We start from the raw sequence: 15,754 nt of genomic DNA, 5'->3' as shown, positions 1-15,754 counted from the left end.
AATCGTCCGGATTCGCACACCGCTGACCATGGCCAAGGCCGAGTCCCTGCGCGCCGGCGGCACAGCCGAATCCCCGACCCGCCGCGCCGAAATCCTCGCCACCGCGGCGTCATTGATCGCATCCTCGGGTCTGCGGACGTCGCTGCAGGAGATCGCCGACGCGGCAGGCATCCTTCCCGGCAGCCTGTATCACCACTTCGAATCCAAAGAGGCCATCCTGGTCGAGCTGATCCGCCGCTACCAGGACGACCTGGAGCGCATCGGCCGGGCGGCCCAGGCGAGACTGGACGAACCAGACTCCCGCCCGGCCGCCGAACAGATCATCGAACTCGGTTCGGCGATCGCCGACTGCGCCGTGGAACACCGCGCCGCGTTGCAGATGTCGTTCTACGAGGGGCCGAGTACCGACCCGGAGTTGATCAAGCTGACGCAGCAACGGCCCGTGGCGATCCAGGAGGCGATGCTGCAGACGCTGCGAGCCGCCCGGTGGAGCGGTTACATCAAATCCGACATCGACCTTCCCACCCTGGCCGACCGTATCTGCCAAACGATGCTGCAGGTCGGGCTCGATGTCATGCGCCACAAGTCCGCCCCCGACCAGGTGGCCCGGCTGCTGTGCCGAATCATCTTGGAAGGCTTGGCAACTCGGCCGCCCACCGACTCGGCACTGGACCGCTCCAAAGCCTTCACCGCAGCCAGCGACGTGATCGCGACATGGTCCGACGACAGCGACGCGGACCCGAGCGACAAGGCGGCCGCGGTGCGTGCGGTGGCACGGGCCGAATTCGGCCGTCGAGGATACGAGGTAACCACGATCAGGGACATCGCCTCGGCGGCCGGTCTCGGCACCGGAACGGTGTATCGGGTGATCGGGTCCAAGGACGAACTCCTCGCGTCGATCATGGAATCCTTCGGCCGGAAGGTCGAGGCGGGCTGGGTCAGCGTCTTGCGCTCGGAATCCACACCGATCGAAAAGCTGGACGCGTTGAGCTGGGTCAACGTCAATGCCCTCGACCGGTTTTCCGACGAATTCCGGATCCAGCTGGCCTGGATGCGCCAATCGCCCCCGGACACGCCCAACCCCGGCTGGCTGTACGCCACTCGGCTGCGGCAGATGAAAATGCTGCTCTCCGAGGGCATCCGGTCGGGCGAAATCGGCGTCGACGCGCCGTCCACCGCGATGTTGTCCCGTTGTGTCGTCGGCCTGCAGTGGATACCGGAGAACATCCTGCAAGACATCGGCACCCGCGCGGGTCTGGTGCACGCCCGCGACACCGTGCTGCGCGGCGTCGCCGTCCCCCGCAAGCAAACCCTCATCAACCCGCCCCGGTATTGAACCAAATAACTGTTACCCATACAGTTGAGCAGTTAGAACCGCGTTGGCATTATCCGAGAAGGGGATTTCCATGACCATTGTCGATCGGTTGCGCTACGACGGCAAGCGCGCTCTCGTCGTCGGTGGCGCGACTGGCATGGGCGCCGCGGCGGCCAAGTCAGCGGCCGAGTTGGGCGCCGAAGTCATCGTGATGGACTACGCGCCGGTGAAGTACGACGTCGCCAAGTCCATTCAGGTCGACCTGCGCGACACCGCGTCGATCGACGCCGCGATCGAACAGCTGGACGGCCCGATCCACGCCGTGTTCTCCGCCGCTGGCATCGCCGACGGGACCACCGACCTGATGGCGATCAACTTCCTCGGCCACCGGCACCTCATCGAGCGCCTGCTCGAGCGCAACCAGCTTCCGTCGGGCTCGGCGATCTGTTTCATCTCCTCGGTCGCCGGCATGGGCTGGGAAAACGACCTGGACCTGCTGACCGAGTTCTTGGCGACGCCGGACTTCGCGTCGGCCCAGGAGTGGGTCAAGGCGCACGAGGCCGAGGGCATCATCCACTACGGCTTCTCCAAGAAGGTCGTCAACGCCTACGTCGCGACCCAGGGCTACCCCCTGCTGAAGAAGGGCATTCGGATCAACGCGATCTGCCCGGGTCCCACCGACACCCCGCTGGCCCAGTCCAACGCCGACCTGTGGCTGACGTTCGCCCAGGACTACCGCGACGAGACCGGCTCGAAGGTGCACACCCCGGAGCAGATGGGCGACGTGATGGCGTTTTTGAACAGCGCCGCCGCCTTCGGCATCAACGGCATCACGCTGTTGGTCGACTATGGGCACACGATGGCCTCGCTCACCAACGCCTACCCGCCCGGCAAGCCGATCATCGACATCATCATGGGACGGGTGAAGCTTTAGTGGTGGTCGCGAGCGCGGCGTAGCCGGGCGAAGCGAGCCGCCACCATCGAACCCGTGGTGGTCGCGAGCGCGGCGTAGCCGGGCGAAGCGAGCCGCCACCATCGAACCCGTGGTGGTCGCGAGCGCGGCGTAGCCGGGCGAAGCGGGCCGCCACCATCGGGCGAGCCTCGGTACCGTCGAAGGCATGGCACGGATCATCGTCTTCGGCGGACACGGCAAGGTCGCGCTGCAACTCGCACGAGACCTGACCCAACGGGGCGACCAGGTGAGCTCGGTCTTCCGCAATCCCGATCAATCCGACGACGTCGCCGCCACCGGTGCCAAGCCGGTGGTGGCCGACATCGAGCGGCTCGACACGAACGCCTTGGCGGACTTGGTGGCCGGGCATGACGCTGTCGTCTTCTCGGCCGGGGCGGGCGGTGGCAATCCGGAGCGGACCTATGCCGTCGACCGGGACGCCGCGATCCGGGTGGTCGACGCCGCCGCACAGGCGGGCGTCAAGCGGTTCGTGATGGTGTCCTACTTCGGTGCGGGCCCGGATCACGGTGTGCCGCAGGATGATCCGTTTTTCGCCTACGCCGAGGCCAAGGCCGCCGCCGACGCGCACCTACGCGACAGCGACCTGGACTGGACGGTGCTGGGGCCGGGCCGGCTGACCCTCGACCCGGCGACCGGCAAGATCGCGGTCGGCCGGGCGAAAGGGCAGGTCTCGCGCGCCGACGTCGCGCTCGTCGCGGCCGCCGCATTGGCCGACGATTCGACCATCCGGCGAACCATCGATTTCAACAACGGCGACGTCCCGATCGCGGAAGCGCTGGCGGACTGACTAAGCTACCTCTCGCAGCTGGTCTGCCTGCGTCGCAACCGCGCCGCAAGCATCGAGCGAAGCGAACGTTAGTAACGCTTCGTGAGAGGGAACCCGGTGAGAATCCGGGACTGTCCCGCAACGGTATGCAGGAACGACCGCCGTCACAAGCACTGGTCGCAAGGCTGGGAAGCGACGGCCATTAGGAGCACCAACGGGGTGCACGCCTGCGAGTCCGGAGACCTGCCAGCTGCGCCGGGCGCGCCGCGTCCGGCGGCTCATCGCCTCGTGGAATGGGCGTTAGGCTGCAGCCGTTGCGGTTGGTACCTGGGTACGCACCGCCATCGGATCGGCTGCACGTCCGCCGGCGGTGACCACCATGCCGATTGAAGGACGAATATCGTGACCCCTCAAGCATTTACCGCAACGATCGTCGGCTCACCACGCATCGGTCCGAAGCGCGAACTCAAACGCGCCACCGAGCGCTACTGGGCCGGCCGCACCAGCAGAGCCGACCTGGAGAAGGTCGCGGCCGCCCTGCGGCGCGATACCTGGAAGGGCTTGGCCGACGCCGGCCTGGACTCGGTCCCGGTGAACACCTTCTCCTACTACGACCAGGTGCTCGACACCGCGGTCATGCTGGGTGCGTTGCCCGACCGCGCCGCGCAGGTTCCCGACGACCTGGACCGCTACTTCGCCGCGGCGCGCGGCAACAAAGACGTCGCACCGCTGGAGATGACCAAGTGGTTCGACACCAACTACCACTACATCGTTCCCGAGATCGAGCCCGCGACGTCATTCGCCCTGAACGCGGACAAGGTGCTCTCGGAGCTGAAAGAGGCTGTCGAGCAAGGAATTCCGGCCCGCCCGGTGGTCATCGGGCCAATCACCTTCCTGCTGCTGAGCAAGGCCGTCAACGGTGGCGGCGCGCCGATCGAGCGCCTGCAGGAATTGGTGCCGATCTACTCCGAGCTGCTGTCACTGCTGGCCGACAGCGGCGCGCAGTGGGTGCAGATCGACGAGCCGGCGCTGGTGACCGACATCTCCCCCGACGCACCGGCGCTGGCCGAAGCGGTCTACAACGCGCTGGGCAAGGTGAGCAACCGACCCGCGATCTATGTCGCCACCTACTTCGGTGACCCCGGCGACTCGCTGGGCGCGCTGGCCCGTACGCCCGTCGAGGCGATCGGCGTCGACTTGGTCTACGGCGCCGACACCGCGATTGCGGCGGTGCCAGAACTGGCCACCAAGACCGTGGTGGCCGGTGTCGTGGACGGGCGCAACATCTGGCGCACCGATCTCGAAGCGGCACTGGACAAGCTGGCAACCGTGCAGCGTTCGGCGGCCACCGTCGCGGTCTCGACGTCGTGTTCGACATTGCACGTGCCGTACTCGCTGGAGCCCGAGACCGGCCTGGACGACGCGCTGCGCAGCTGGCTGGCGTTCGGCCGGGAGAAGGTCGTCGAGGTGGTGACGCTCGCTGGCGCACTGAACGAGGGGCGCGACGCGGTCGCCGACGCGATCGCGGCGTCCAACGCCGCGGTGGCGTCCCGCAAGAGCGACCCCCGCCTGCACAACGACAGCGTCCGGGCCCGCATCGACTCCATCGTCACGTCGGGTACGCACCGGGGCGACGCCGCCCAGCGCCGCGCCAGCCAGGAGGCGCGGCTGCACCTGCCGCCGCTGCCGACCACCACCATCGGGTCTTTCCCGCAGACCGTCGAGATCCGCAAGGCGCGTGCCGCGTTGGTCGCCGGCGAGATCGACGAGGCCGAGTACCAGAGGCGGATGAAGCAGGAGATCGCCGACGTGATCAAGCTGCAGGAGAGCCTCGGGATCGACGTGCTGGTGCACGGCGAGCCGGAGCGCAATGACATGGTGCAGTACTTCGCCGAGCAACTGGACGGATTCTTCGCCACGAAGAACGGCTGGGTGCAGTCCTACGGCAGCCGCTGCGTGCGCCCGCCGGTGCTCTTCGGAGACGTGATCCGCCAGCACCCGATGACGGTGCAGTGGGCGAAGTACGCGCAGTCGCTGACCGACAAGCCGGTCAAGGGCATGCTGACCGGGCCCGTCACGATTCTGGCGTGGTCGTTCGTCCGGGACGATCAGCCGCTGGCCGACACCGCCAACCAGGTGGCGCTCGCGATCCGCGACGAGACCGTGGACCTGCAGGATGCCGGCATCGCGGTCATCCAGGTCGACGAGCCCGCGCTGCGCGAGCTGCTACCGTTGCGCCGCGCCGATCAGGAGGACTACTTGCGTTGGGCCGTAGGGTCTTTCCGGCTGGCCACCTCCGGCGTCGCGGACTCCACCCAGATCCACACCCACCTGTGCTATTCGGAATTCGGTGAGGTGATCGGAGCCATCGCCGATCTGGACGCCGACGTGACGTCCATCGAGGCGGCGCGTTCGCACATGGAGGTGCTGGACGACCTGAACTCCATCGGTTTCTCCAACAGCGTGGGACCGGGCGTCTACGACATCCACTCGCCGCGCGTGCCGAGCACGGGCGAGATGGCCGAGTCGCTGCGCGCGGCGCTGCGGGCCGTTCCCGCCGAGCGGCTGTGGGTCAATCCCGACTGCGGGTTGAAGACCCGCAACTCCGACGAGGTGAGCGCGTCGCTGAGGAACATGGTTGCCGCCGCCCAGGAGGTGCGGGCCGAGGCATAGCGATTGTCACGCCAGCGTGGCGCTCCCCGCCGAGCGTCACGCTGGCGTGGCGCTAGCCACCTCGACGGGCACGTCGTCGGCCCAAGGTTGGCGGACGACCATGTCGGCTACCCGGACGACGCCGCGCTCGAATTCGCCGGTCGCCGCGTCGACCAACCGGTACGCCTGCGTCTGCTTGTGAATGGGTTGCGCGTCAAGCAAGACCACTCGCACCTCGCCCGGCTCGAAGTGGCAGCGTTCCTGCAGGGCGGCGATCAGTTGCTCGTTGTGCATGTGGCCGTCGCCGAAGTTCCAGCCGATCGCGGTGCTGCAGATCCGCTCGCCGTCGGTGATGACGTAGTCGTCCTCGTTCTGGTCCGCCATGGCGCGGTGTGCCAGCGTGAACAGCGCGCGGCCGTGAGTGTTGAAGCCGCGGAACGCATATCCCATGTAGATCGGTATCTGGGCCGCCTCGGGGCTGCCGTAGAACCGCTCCAGCTGGGCCTGGGGCATGCTGGCGATCGCCACGATGCCCCGGCTGATCTTGTCACTGGCCGACGGCTTGATGCACCACAGCGTGGTGTCCCAATTGCCCGCGTAGTAACGCATCCCCGGGAGGAACGAGATCTTGCGCGGAAACATGTTGCCCAACACGACGATTCCCGCGATGACGACGAACAGGACCGCCACCACCACCGGGTGTCTCAGGTCATGCAGCCCGATGTGGGTGTGCGCGACGAACAACGACAACACACCGAAGATCATGAAGACGTTCCACTCCAGCGGCACCCCCATCGGGATCGACACCAGGATCCCCAGGTGGAAACAGACCATCACGATGGCGGCGATCGTGACGGGCCAGCCGCCGTGACAGAAGAACAGCGGTAGCGGCACCAACATCTCGATGGCGGTGCTCAGGTGTGCGATCCAGCGCGACAGCCGTCCCGGCCGCAGGTCATCCGGGAAGCTTTCGAAGAAGCGTCGTTTCAGCCAGCGGGGCCGCACCAACGGGTTGTTGGACATCATGGTGGAGATGACGAACGGAAAGTGTTTGTTGAGCTTGGATGTCGCGGCACCCATCCAGATCACCAGGAACACCACTTTGGAGCCGACGATCATGTCGGGCGCGGCGAACACGAACGTCACCGCCATGGTCGCGTAGACCTCGCCACGCGCGGCCAAAAAGATCACCTTGTCGCGCAGCCCGGCCACCGCCAGAAGCACGAGGATCAAAACGATCTTCCAGGCGGGCAGCAGCCCGATCGTGGTGCCCAGTTCGGGTATCGGTCCCGTCCCGTCGGCGAACAGCGCCGCAAGCGTCACCAGAAGGAAGAGGCCGTACAGCGCGACGTCGACCGGTTTGCGCTTCGTGCCCTTGGTGAGTGGCACTCGATCGGGCCATGGTGGCAGCCGGATGGTGCCGAAGCGCATCCAGTACAGAATCGAGCCCATCGGCGGGAAGAACCGGTTGTTCAAAGGGCCGAAGCCGCAACCCAGCCCGATCACCTCGAAGAGCATCGTGTACAGCACGACTTTCTCGAAGACGATCGGCTCCGACCACCACGACGCGACGCGCGTGAACCCGCCGAGGCCGTTGGTGGCCGACGCGAACAGCCACGCGCCGAGGATGTAGAGCAGGATCTTGACGACATAGAACAGATGCAGCACGACCGGTGTACCGAAGCCCACCTCGGCCCAGTGCTTGGCCATCGGCCGGATCTTCTCGCTGCGGGTGCCCTTGTTCCATTCGGCCATGTCGAGCTGCGGCAGCTCCGGCTTCAGAAATCCCATGGTTTCACAGACTAGAACGTGTTCTAGGGGCGCGTACCGCAACCTCGGACAAGAAATCTTTGCGTGCGGCTTTCGCGCCGGCACCGTCGACGGCGGGTCGGCGTGCGGTTATCGAACTGGCCGCGCGCGCGTGCCCTTTGAGCCTGCTTGTGCGCCAGATCATTTCAGGCGCTCGCCGGGCATGCGCTGGCAAGAGCCGCGTCGCCGGGCACCGAAGGCCCGCGGAGATCTGCCTAACCGGCCTCCGCGGGCACCAGGTCGGTGTAGTTTGCTGCTGGGGTGGACGAGGTCGAGGAGCCAGCCGTGTCTGAGGTCGATTTCTGCGTGGTCGGAGCGGGATTCGCTGGGTTGACCGCCGCGTTGCGGCTCAACCAGGCGGGGCACTCGGTGGCCTTGCTGGAGGCGCGCGATCGGGTCGGTGGCCGCACCTTCACCGAGACCCGGGCCGACGGCACGTGGATCGATCGCGGCGGCGCCTGGATCGGGCCGGGCCAGGACCGAATCCATGCGCTCATGAACGAGTTCGGCGTCCCGGAGTACAAGCAGCACAACGACGGCGACGCCATGATGATCGTCGGCGGCAAGAAGCACCGCTATGGCGGCACCATCCCCTGGACGGTGAGCCCGTGGGCCGTCGCCAACCTCGGGTTCGGTTTGGCCGCCATCGACAGGATGTGCAAAGAGATCCCGCGCGAAGCCCCTTGGGACGCAAAGAAGGCCCACGAGTGGGACCGCATCAGCATTGGGGAATGGATCCACAAGAAGTCCATGTCCAAGGACGCCGCCGAGATGTTGGACATGGCCTTCGCCGGCCTCTACACCTCGGCGGCATCGGAGACGTCGTTGCTGTGGGGGCTGCTGCAGACGGCCTCCGCGGGCGGACTCACGTTCGCGATCTCGGGCAAGGGTGGTTCCCAGGATGCCCGCCCGGTCGGGGGGATGGGCGCGCTGCACCGCCCGATCGTGGCCGAACTGGGTGAGGCGCTGCACCTTTCGCAGCCCGTCCGGCGAATCTCCCAGGACGTCGACGGTGTGACAATCGACGCTGCCGACCTGACCGTGCGCGCGCGCCGGGTGATTGTCGCGATCCCGCTGGCGATCGCCACATCGATCGTCTACGAACCGATGCTGCCGGTGGATCGGGAGTTCCTGCATCGGCGCATGCCAAGCGGCGCAGTCGTCAAAATCTCGATCGTGTACGACGACCCCTTCTGGCGCGCCGACGGACTGTCCGGCCAATCCGCGGCGCCGAACTCCCCCGCCACCCTGACCATCGACGCCTGCACGGACACCGCGGACCCGGGAATCATGTGCGTCATCACCGAGGGACGCGCCGCACGGCGGCTGACGGAACTCGATGAGGCCGAGCGCAAAGCGGTGATCATCGACGAATTGGTCGACCGATTCGGCAGCAAAGCGAAAGCCGCGCGGGAATTCCACGAACAGAACTGGACTACCGACCGCTATTCCGGTGGTGGAATGATCGGCCACGCGCCTCCCGGCGTGCTGACCGAATTCGGCTACACCCTGCGCGAGCCCTGTGGCCGCATCCACTGGGCCGGCACCGAAAGTTCGGCCGTCATGTGCGGGTGGATCGACGGCGCGATTCGCTCCGGCGAGCGGGCCGCGGCCGAGGTGGCCGCAGCCGAGGTCGCGGCCGTCGCGTAGCCCAAATCACTTGTGTCACTTTTGTTTCAGTAGTTTCGACGGGGGTCGTTTTGTCGGCGCGCCGACGTATTGTTCGAACATGGGTTCGACTACGCGGGAGCGGATCTGGGAGGCCGTCGGGACGCTGCGCGCGGCGGTGTCTTTGTTGCAGGGGCATTCGTATGACGGGCTGACCAATCCGGAGCGTTTAGCGCTGTTAGAGATATTTGAATGCGAGACTCGCAAACTCCAAACGCCCAGCCACCAATTGATCAATCAGGTAGCCGAGCAATCGGATCCGGCCGAGTTGGGCGGCAAATTGTCCTGGGCGTTGGCCGATCGGCTGCACATCACCCGGGCCGAGGCCGCACGGCGCATCGCCGAGGCGGCGGATCTGGGCCCGCGCCGGGCGCTTTCGGGTGAGCCGTTGGCGCCGGTATTGCCCGCGACCGCGGCCGCCCAGCGCGACGGGGCGATCGGGGCCGACCACGTGTCGGTGATCCGGCGGTTCTTCCACCAGTTGCCCGAGTCCGTCGACCTCGAGACCTGTGTGCACGCCGAGAAACACCTGGCGGTTAAGGCCGCCGAGTTCCGGCCCGACCAGTTCGCCAAACTGGCCCGGCGCCTGATGGATTGCCTCCATCCCGACGGCACCTACACCGACGAGGACCGGGCGCGCGTGCGCGGGCTGGTGCTCGGCAATCAGCAGACCGACGGGATGTCGCGCCTGAGCGGGTGGCTGACGCCGGAGGCGCGCGCCAGCTGGGAAGCGGTGCTGGCCAAGCTGGCAGCCCCCGGCATGTGCAACCCCGACGACGACACACCCGTCGTTGACGGCACCCCCTCAGAAGAAGCGATTCACCGCGATATTCGCAGCACCGGGCAGCGCAACCACGACGGCCTCAACGCCGCCTTACGCGCCGTCCTCGCCAGCGGAAAGCTCGGTCAGCACAACGGCTTACCGGCGTCCATCATCGTCACCACCACACTGGCCGAGCTCGAAACGACCACCGGAAAAGGCCTCACCGGCGGGGGCGCCCTACTACCGATGTCCGACGTCATCCGCCTGGCCCGCCACGCACATCACTACCTGGCGATCTTCGACAAGGGCAAGCCGCTGGCGCTGTACCACACCAGACGCCTCGCCTCGCCGGGACAGCGCATCGTCCTGTACGCCAAGAACCGCGGGTGCACCGCCCCGGGCTGCGACGTCGCCGGCTACTACTGCGAGATCCACCACGTCGAAGATTGGGCCAGCACCTACCGCACCGACACCGACCAACTCGCGATGGCCTGCGGGCCCCACCACCGGCTGCTCGAGAAAGGCTGGACCACCCGACAACGCGCCAACGGCGACACCGAATGGATCCCACCCACACACCTCGACCGCGGCCAACCCCGGGTCAACACCTTCCACCACCCCGAAAAGCTATTGGCGGACGAGAACGACGATGACCCGTAACTAACCGGCCTGCTTGCACCACTTTTAACGGTCCGCGCGGGTCGAAGCCGGTGCAATTCATCAAGAAAACATTCCAAATGAGTTGCGAAGAAAAAAGAATCGGCGACTCAGAGATTAATATCCCTAAAGTCTAGGGCCATGAATGCCGAAGTCATCGTCTACGCATTCGTGTGTGAGATCGCCTTCGCCGCCATGGCTGCCGGGGCCCTCTTGGCACTTGCGGCGCTGCTCAAGGTCATACCGCGGGGGGTGCATGACAGTCCTGGCCGTCTGGACGAGAAACGGGAATCCGTAACGGCGAAGCATCCGGACCGGGCCGAAGCCTCGGAAATTTCATCGTTCGCCGAAATCAGCTCTTACGAGAGATGAATTCCGTTGGGTCGGGCGAGGGCGACGACGACGCTCACTAACCGGCCTGCTTGGCCGGAGGGCGGTAAAAGATCAGCAGCTGGCCGATGGCGCCGGCCAAGCCGAGCACCAGCGAGATCGCGAGCCCGTGCCAGCCGTCCATCCAGTTCTTGCCGAAGACCAGCCGATCCAGGCTGAACTTGCCCGCGCCCAGCGTGGCCACGACCACGGCGCTGGCCGCCAGCACCAGGTTGTATTCCCAGCCCTCCTTGACGATGAAGAAGCCGTTGGCGCGGTGCACCGTCCAGGCCGCGACCAGCATCAGCGACACGAAGCCCGCCGCTGGGATCGGCGTCAGAAACCCGGCGGCCAGGCCGAGGCCGGCGGCCATTTCCGTGGTCGCCGCAACGGTGGCGTGGAACTTGCCGGGCTTCATGCCGATGCTCTCGAACCAGCGCGCGGTGCCCGGGATGCGGCCACCGCCGAAGAACTTGTTGTAGCCATGCGCGGCCAACGTCACGCCCAACACCAGCCGCAGGATCAGTAACCCGACGTCGTAGGGAGTCATAGGTGCAAACTTAGATCATTGCCCCTTCGCATTCGCGAGCAACGTTCACCGAGGGAATCGAGCCCGATATGAAGATCGCGATCATCGGGGCCGGCAACGTCGGCAGCACGTTGGGTACCGCCTGGCGCAATCGCGGCCACCAGGTCACCTTCGGCGTCCGCCGCCCCGACGACCCGAAATACGCGTTGCTCGACGGCGTCGAGACCAACGAGTCCGCCGCGGCCGGCGCCGATGTCATCGTTTTGTGCACGCCCTGGCAGGGCACGCGGGCGGCGGTGCAGGGTTGTGGTGACCTGACCGGCAAGATCCTCATCGATTGCACCAATCCGCTGACCCTCGACTTCTCGGCGCTGGAGGTCGGACATACCACCTCGGGCGGGGAAGCGGTCGCGAAGTGGGCGCCCGGCGCCCGGGTCTGCAAGGCGATGAACCAGATCGGCGCCCCGATGATGGACGGTCCGCAATTGCCAGGCACACCGGTGATGTTTGTCTGCGGTGACGACGAGGAAGCGCGGTCGGTGACCGCCGGGTTGGTCGCCGAGCTTGGTTTCGAGACCGTCGACGCCGGGGACCTGACGGCAGCGCGGCTGCTCGAGCCCTACGGGCTGCTCTGGATCCACCTCGCACTACGTCGCGGGTTCGGTACGAACTTTGCCTTCGGACTGCTGCGCGGACAGTCCTGACATACTCGTCGAGGCCTGATGGGACGGCCCCATCGATACGGATCGCAGGACGAGGGGGTGCGCCGTGACTCGTAGTGCGCGAGGCGGCGGCCCCTTGCATGGCATCCCCGAGGGGATTTCCGTGGTGTTGCTGGACGGCACATCGAGCCATCCGCGGCAGCTGCTGGGCAACAAGGGCCACAGCATCGACGTGATGCGCCGGCACAACCTGCCGGTTCCGCCCGCGTTCTGCATCACCACCGCGGTGGGCCTGCGGTACCTCGCCGATCCCGCGGCGACCATGGACGCCATCTGGGACGACGTGCTCGACCGGATGCGCTGGCTACAGGCACAGACCTCGCGCACGTTCGGGCAAGGCCCGCGCCCCCTATTGGTCAGTGTGCGCTCGGGAGCCACCCAATCCATGCCGGGCATGATGGACACCATCCTGGACCTCGGGATCAACGACGCCGTCGAACAGGCGCTCGCGGCCGCCGGTAGCCCGGCGTTCGCGCACGACACCCGTCGGCGGTTCTTGAAAATGTATCGGCGCATCGTGGGCGCCGGAGAACACGAGTCGGTGCCGTCGGATCCGTACGCGCAGTTGCGCGCCGGCATCGAGGCGGTGTTCGCCTCGTGGAATTCTCCGCGGGCGGTCGCCTATCGCGCCCACTACAAAATCGACGATCAACACGGTACCGGCGTGATAGTGCAGGCGATGGTGTTCGGCAACCGCGGTCCCAATTCGGGTGCCGGAGCGTTCTTTTCACGCAATCCGATCACCGGCGACAACGAGCCGTTCGGCGAGTGGCTGCCCGGCGGTCAGGGCGACGACGTGGTGTCCGGCTCGGTCGACGTCGAACCGATCGTTGCGTTGCGCGACGAACAGCCGGCCGTCTACGCCGAACTGGTCGATGCCGCCCGCGCCTTGGAGCGGATGGACTCCGACATACAGGAGATCGAGTTCACCGTTGAGGACGGCACGCTGTGGCTGCTGCAGACGCGGGCGGCGGAGCTCTCGGCGCAGGCGGCGGTGCGCACGGCGCTGCAGTTGCGACACGAGGGACTCATCGACGATGCGGAGACGTTGCGGCGGGTGACACCGGCGCACGTCCAGGCCTTGCTGCAACCCTCGCTGCAGCCCGAAATACGTTTGGCGGCACAGCTTTTAGCAAAAGGCCTGCCCGCCTGCCCGGGGGTGGCCTCGGGCAAGGCGTACACCGATGTCGATGAGGCGCTGGACGCCGTCGACCGCGGTGAGCGGGTGATCCTGGTGCGCGACCACACGCGGCCCGAAGACGTCTCGGGCATGCTGGCCGCGCAGGGCATCGTCACCGAGGTCGGCGGCGCCTCCAGCCATGCGGCGGTGGTCAGTCGCGAACTGGGCCGGGTGGCGGTGGTGGGCTGCGGCCAGGGAGTCGCCGCGGCGCTGGCCGGTAAGGACATCACCGTCGACGGCGCCGAAGGCGAAGTGCGCGAAGGCAATCTGCGCCTGTCCGCGTGGTCCGAAGACGATACGCCGGAACTGCGCGAGCTGGCCGACATCGCACGGCGGATCAGCCCGCTGCGCGCGCACTCCCGGGGCGAGCACCTGCGATTGGATGACAACTCCGATGCCTCGGTGCGCGCCATGCTGGACAGCGGGCGTGCCGACGTGGTTTCGGCGACGCCCTTGATCGTGATGCTGACCGCGCTGCGCCTGGCGCCGGGGCCCGTGGCGTGACCGAACTATCTGTGCTGCAGGCGGTTCGGCTCAAGGGCCGGGTGACGCCTGCCGACCTGGCCGCGACGCTGGGCACCGACCTTGACGACGTCGCCCCTGTCATCGAGCGGTTGACCGCGGCGGGACTGCTGACCGAAGGCGCCACGTTGCGGATCACCGGTAGCGGCTACGACCGGCTCGCGGCGTTGCTCGCCGAGGAGCGCGCGGACATCGATCGGGTCGCGATCGCCGCCGCCTACGACGACTTTCGCGTCGTCAACACCGATTTCAAACGCCTCGTCACCGATTGGCAGCTCAAGGGCGGACCGGACGGCGTTCCCAACGCCCACGACGACGCCGACTACGACGACGCCGTGCTGGCCCGCCTTGACGACGTGCACGCCCGCACGATGCCGATCATCGCGGCTGCCGCCGCACAACTGCCGCGGCTGAGCACCTATGCGACGAAACTGGCTGCGGCACTGGACAAAGTGAGGGCGGGCGAAACGACGTGGCTGACGCGGCCGTTGATCGACTCCTACCACACGGTGTGGTTCGAGCTGCACGAAGAGCTGATCGTCGCCACCGGTCGGACTCGCGAAGAAGCGGCCCGATCCGGCGACGCCCACTAGCTACAGGGCTGCGCCGAGCAGCGCCACGTAGGCATCGATATCGGGCACGGCCGGCGCGGAGGCGTGCACGCTGATCGCGATGGTGTCGCCGATGCCGTGCACGCCGTGCGTGAGTCCCATCATCGGCGACAGCGCCGGGTACCCCGACGTCAGCACCACCGGGGCACCGCCGAAGCTCAGATCGGCCGCCCCCCGGTTGACGCTGGACACCACGGTGTTGCCGGACACCTGCGTCGCGCGCTCCTGCACATCGAATTGCCCGATGCCCCAACGCAGCAGCCCGGCCGGCACCGCCGCGAACGCGCGATCGGCGGCCCGGGTGGCCGGGTGCTGGAAGCGGAGCCGGCCGTTGGCCAGGTCGGCCGCGATCCGCTCGGCGCGCGCCTCCGGTCCGAGCGTGGGGTACAGCCCCACCACGACATTGCCGAAGTGGTTGTAGGCCGGCGGATTACCGGGCTTGGCCATCGGCACCTCGGCCCCCAGCGAATCGCATTGCCCACCAAGCAAAGTGGACAGCGCCCGCGATACCGCGCTGAGCACGCCGACGGTGACGGTGGGGCCGGGCAGCTGCGAACGCTGTCGCACCAACGTGCGTATCGCCCGGGCGCCGTCGGGTCGCGCATTCGTCGGCAGCACCGGACGCGACCCGACGCCGGCGACCAACAGGCCCGCGCGGATGTCGCGCTCGAGCCGGCGATGGGTGCGAGCCGCCTGGGCGGCACGCCAGGGCAGAAAGCCTGGCCGCGGGCTGGGCACCGCGGGAACGGTCTCGGGCCGGCCGAACAGCCACGCCGCCATCGCCGCGGAGCGGGCGCCGTCGGCCAGCGCGTGCGCGACCTGCAGCACCGCGACGGTTCCCGGCCCGCTGGTACCCGGAACGCCCCAAACCGGGGTGAAGACGTGCAGCCGCCAGGCCATCCGGCGAACATCCAGCTGGTCGTCGGCCAGGCCGCAGACAGCCGCCAGGACGCCGTCCCAGCCGGGCTCGGCGAGATCGTGGCGCACCACCTGCTCGGGCGTCATGCCCATCGCTATCCACTGCGGGTAGCGCACGGGGCCCCGGTCCCGCACCCGCATCGTCAGCGTCGGTTCGGCGTTGGCGCGCAAGCAGACGTGCTCCACGGCACGCGCGTAATCGGCTGGCTCACCGTCGAATCCATAGAGCAGGAACTCATCGCTGGGAATTTTGGCCGACATCCAGTAGAACTGCGCATCGACGGCAGCCATCCGGTGCCC

The 15,754-nt window shown here is 67.2% G+C and carries 13 protein-coding genes and 1 riboswitch; of the genes, 10 read left to right on the top strand and 3 right to left on the bottom strand.

Annotated elements, in window-relative coordinates:
• Positions 1-28 precede the first annotated feature (28 nt).
• The 4 genes from AC5Y4T_RS16985 (at position 29) to metE (ending at position 5,727) form a co-directional block, all read left to right on the top strand.
• Entirely contained in the window at positions 29-1,336 is a 1,308-nt protein-coding gene (locus AC5Y4T_RS16985) for a TetR/AcrR family transcriptional regulator (RefSeq protein ID WP_499954414.1), read from the top strand.
• A gap of 70 nt (positions 1,337-1,406) precedes the next feature.
• Positions 1,407-2,249 carry an SDR family oxidoreductase gene (locus AC5Y4T_RS16980; protein WP_499918303.1) on the top strand — a complete coding sequence of 281 codons (843 nt, stop codon included), beginning with the start codon at positions 1,407-1,409 and terminating at the stop codon, positions 2,247-2,249.
• A 184-nt stretch (positions 2,250-2,433) separates the two neighbouring features.
• Positions 2,434-3,075 (top strand): SDR family oxidoreductase, encoded by a 642-nt coding sequence (locus AC5Y4T_RS16975; protein WP_499954413.1) that lies wholly within the window; start codon positions 2,434-2,436, stop codon positions 3,073-3,075.
• 56 nt (positions 3,076-3,131) lie between these two features.
• A riboswitch (cobalamin riboswitch) is annotated at positions 3,132-3,301 on the top strand.
• A gap of 155 nt (positions 3,302-3,456) precedes the next feature.
• Entirely contained in the window at positions 3,457-5,727 is a 2,271-nt protein-coding gene (gene metE / locus AC5Y4T_RS16970; protein ID WP_499954412.1) for a 5-methyltetrahydropteroyltriglutamate--homocysteine S-methyltransferase, read from the top strand.
• Between the two features lie 36 nt (positions 5,728-5,763).
• Here metE and AC5Y4T_RS16965 read toward each other — a convergent pair whose 3' ends face one another.
• Positions 5,764-7,497: a DUF3556 domain-containing protein gene (locus AC5Y4T_RS16965; protein WP_499918307.1), complete on the bottom strand. Its 1,734-nt coding sequence runs from the start codon at positions 7,495-7,497 to the stop codon at positions 5,764-5,766.
• A 303-nt stretch (positions 7,498-7,800) separates the two neighbouring features.
• Between AC5Y4T_RS16965 and AC5Y4T_RS16960 the strand changes: the two genes are divergently transcribed.
• The 3 genes from AC5Y4T_RS16960 to AC5Y4T_RS16950 all read left to right on the top strand — a co-directional run bounded on the left by AC5Y4T_RS16960 (position 7,801) and on the right by AC5Y4T_RS16950 (position 10,975).
• Positions 7,801-9,165, top strand: coding sequence for a flavin monoamine oxidase family protein (locus AC5Y4T_RS16960; RefSeq protein WP_499954411.1), 1,365 nt, complete (start codon positions 7,801-7,803; stop codon positions 9,163-9,165).
• 79 nt (positions 9,166-9,244) lie between these two features.
• Complete coding sequence (locus AC5Y4T_RS16955; RefSeq protein ID WP_499954410.1) at positions 9,245-10,606, top strand: HNH endonuclease signature motif containing protein; 1,362 nt, start codon at positions 9,245-9,247, stop codon at positions 10,604-10,606.
• Positions 10,607-10,744: 138 nt separating this feature from the next.
• Positions 10,745-10,975 carry a hypothetical protein gene (locus AC5Y4T_RS16950; RefSeq protein WP_499954409.1) on the top strand — a complete coding sequence of 77 codons (231 nt, stop codon included), beginning with the start codon at positions 10,745-10,747 and terminating at the stop codon, positions 10,973-10,975.
• Positions 10,976-11,012: 37 nt separating this feature from the next.
• On the opposite strand, the gene AC5Y4T_RS16945 is transcribed toward AC5Y4T_RS16950, so the two are convergent.
• Positions 11,013-11,522 (bottom strand): DoxX family protein, encoded by a 510-nt coding sequence (locus tag AC5Y4T_RS16945; RefSeq protein WP_499954408.1) that lies wholly within the window; start codon positions 11,520-11,522, stop codon positions 11,013-11,015.
• A gap of 68 nt (positions 11,523-11,590) precedes the next feature.
• Between AC5Y4T_RS16945 and AC5Y4T_RS16940 the strand changes: the two genes are divergently transcribed.
• From AC5Y4T_RS16940 to AC5Y4T_RS16930, 3 genes are all read left to right on the top strand, one after another.
• On the top strand, positions 11,591-12,205 hold the full coding sequence (locus AC5Y4T_RS16940; protein WP_499954407.1) for an NADPH-dependent F420 reductase: 615 nt from the start codon (positions 11,591-11,593) through the stop codon (positions 12,203-12,205).
• A 94-nt stretch (positions 12,206-12,299) separates the two neighbouring features.
• Positions 12,300-13,907 (top strand): pyruvate, phosphate dikinase, encoded by a 1,608-nt coding sequence (locus AC5Y4T_RS16935; protein ID WP_499954480.1) that lies wholly within the window; start codon positions 12,300-12,302, stop codon positions 13,905-13,907.
• The gene (locus AC5Y4T_RS16930) at positions 13,904-14,518 is read left to right on the top strand and encodes a MarR family transcriptional regulator (protein ID WP_499954406.1); all 615 of its coding nucleotides are present in this window, start codon (positions 13,904-13,906) and stop codon (positions 14,516-14,518) included. The genes AC5Y4T_RS16935 and AC5Y4T_RS16930 overlap by 4 nt, the downstream gene beginning before the upstream one ends.
• On the opposite strand, the gene AC5Y4T_RS16925 is transcribed toward AC5Y4T_RS16930, so the two are convergent.
• A complete protein-coding gene (locus AC5Y4T_RS16925; protein WP_499954405.1) occupies positions 14,519-15,745 on the bottom strand; it encodes a wax ester/triacylglycerol synthase domain-containing protein in 1,227 nt (408 codons plus the stop codon).
• Positions 15,746-15,754: the final 9 nt, after the last annotated feature.

This window comes from Mycobacterium sp. NGS11 (genome assembly GCF_059813315.1).
Note: the sequence above shows the minus strand (reverse complement) of the source record. Positions and strands in the feature narration are given on the sequence as shown.

What these genes read in the sequence shown, in the direction of transcription:
- AC5Y4T_RS16940 (WP_499954407.1), top strand. Translation starts at nt 11,591, where the DNA reads ATGAAGATCGCGATCATCGGGGCCGGCAACGTCGGCAGCACGTTGGGT.
- AC5Y4T_RS16945 (WP_499954408.1), bottom strand. Translation starts at nt 11,522, where the DNA reads ATGACTCCCTACGACGTCGGGTTACTGATCCTGCGGCTGGTGTTGGGC.
- AC5Y4T_RS16985 (WP_499954414.1), top strand. Translation starts at nt 29, where the DNA reads ATGGCCAAGGCCGAGTCCCTGCGCGCCGGCGGCACAGCCGAATCCCCG.
- AC5Y4T_RS16975 (WP_499954413.1), top strand. Translation starts at nt 2,434, where the DNA reads ATGGCACGGATCATCGTCTTCGGCGGACACGGCAAGGTCGCGCTGCAA.
- AC5Y4T_RS16950 (WP_499954409.1), top strand. Translation starts at nt 10,745, where the DNA reads ATGAATGCCGAAGTCATCGTCTACGCATTCGTGTGTGAGATCGCCTTC.
- AC5Y4T_RS16965 (WP_499918307.1), bottom strand. Translation starts at nt 7,497, where the DNA reads ATGGGATTTCTGAAGCCGGAGCTGCCGCAGCTCGACATGGCCGAATGG.
- AC5Y4T_RS16925 (WP_499954405.1), bottom strand. Translation starts at nt 15,745, where the DNA reads ATGGCTGCCGTCGATGCGCAGTTCTACTGGATGTCGGCCAAAATTCCC.
- AC5Y4T_RS16980 (WP_499918303.1), top strand. Translation starts at nt 1,407, where the DNA reads ATGACCATTGTCGATCGGTTGCGCTACGACGGCAAGCGCGCTCTCGTC.
- AC5Y4T_RS16955 (WP_499954410.1), top strand. Translation starts at nt 9,245, where the DNA reads ATGGGTTCGACTACGCGGGAGCGGATCTGGGAGGCCGTCGGGACGCTG.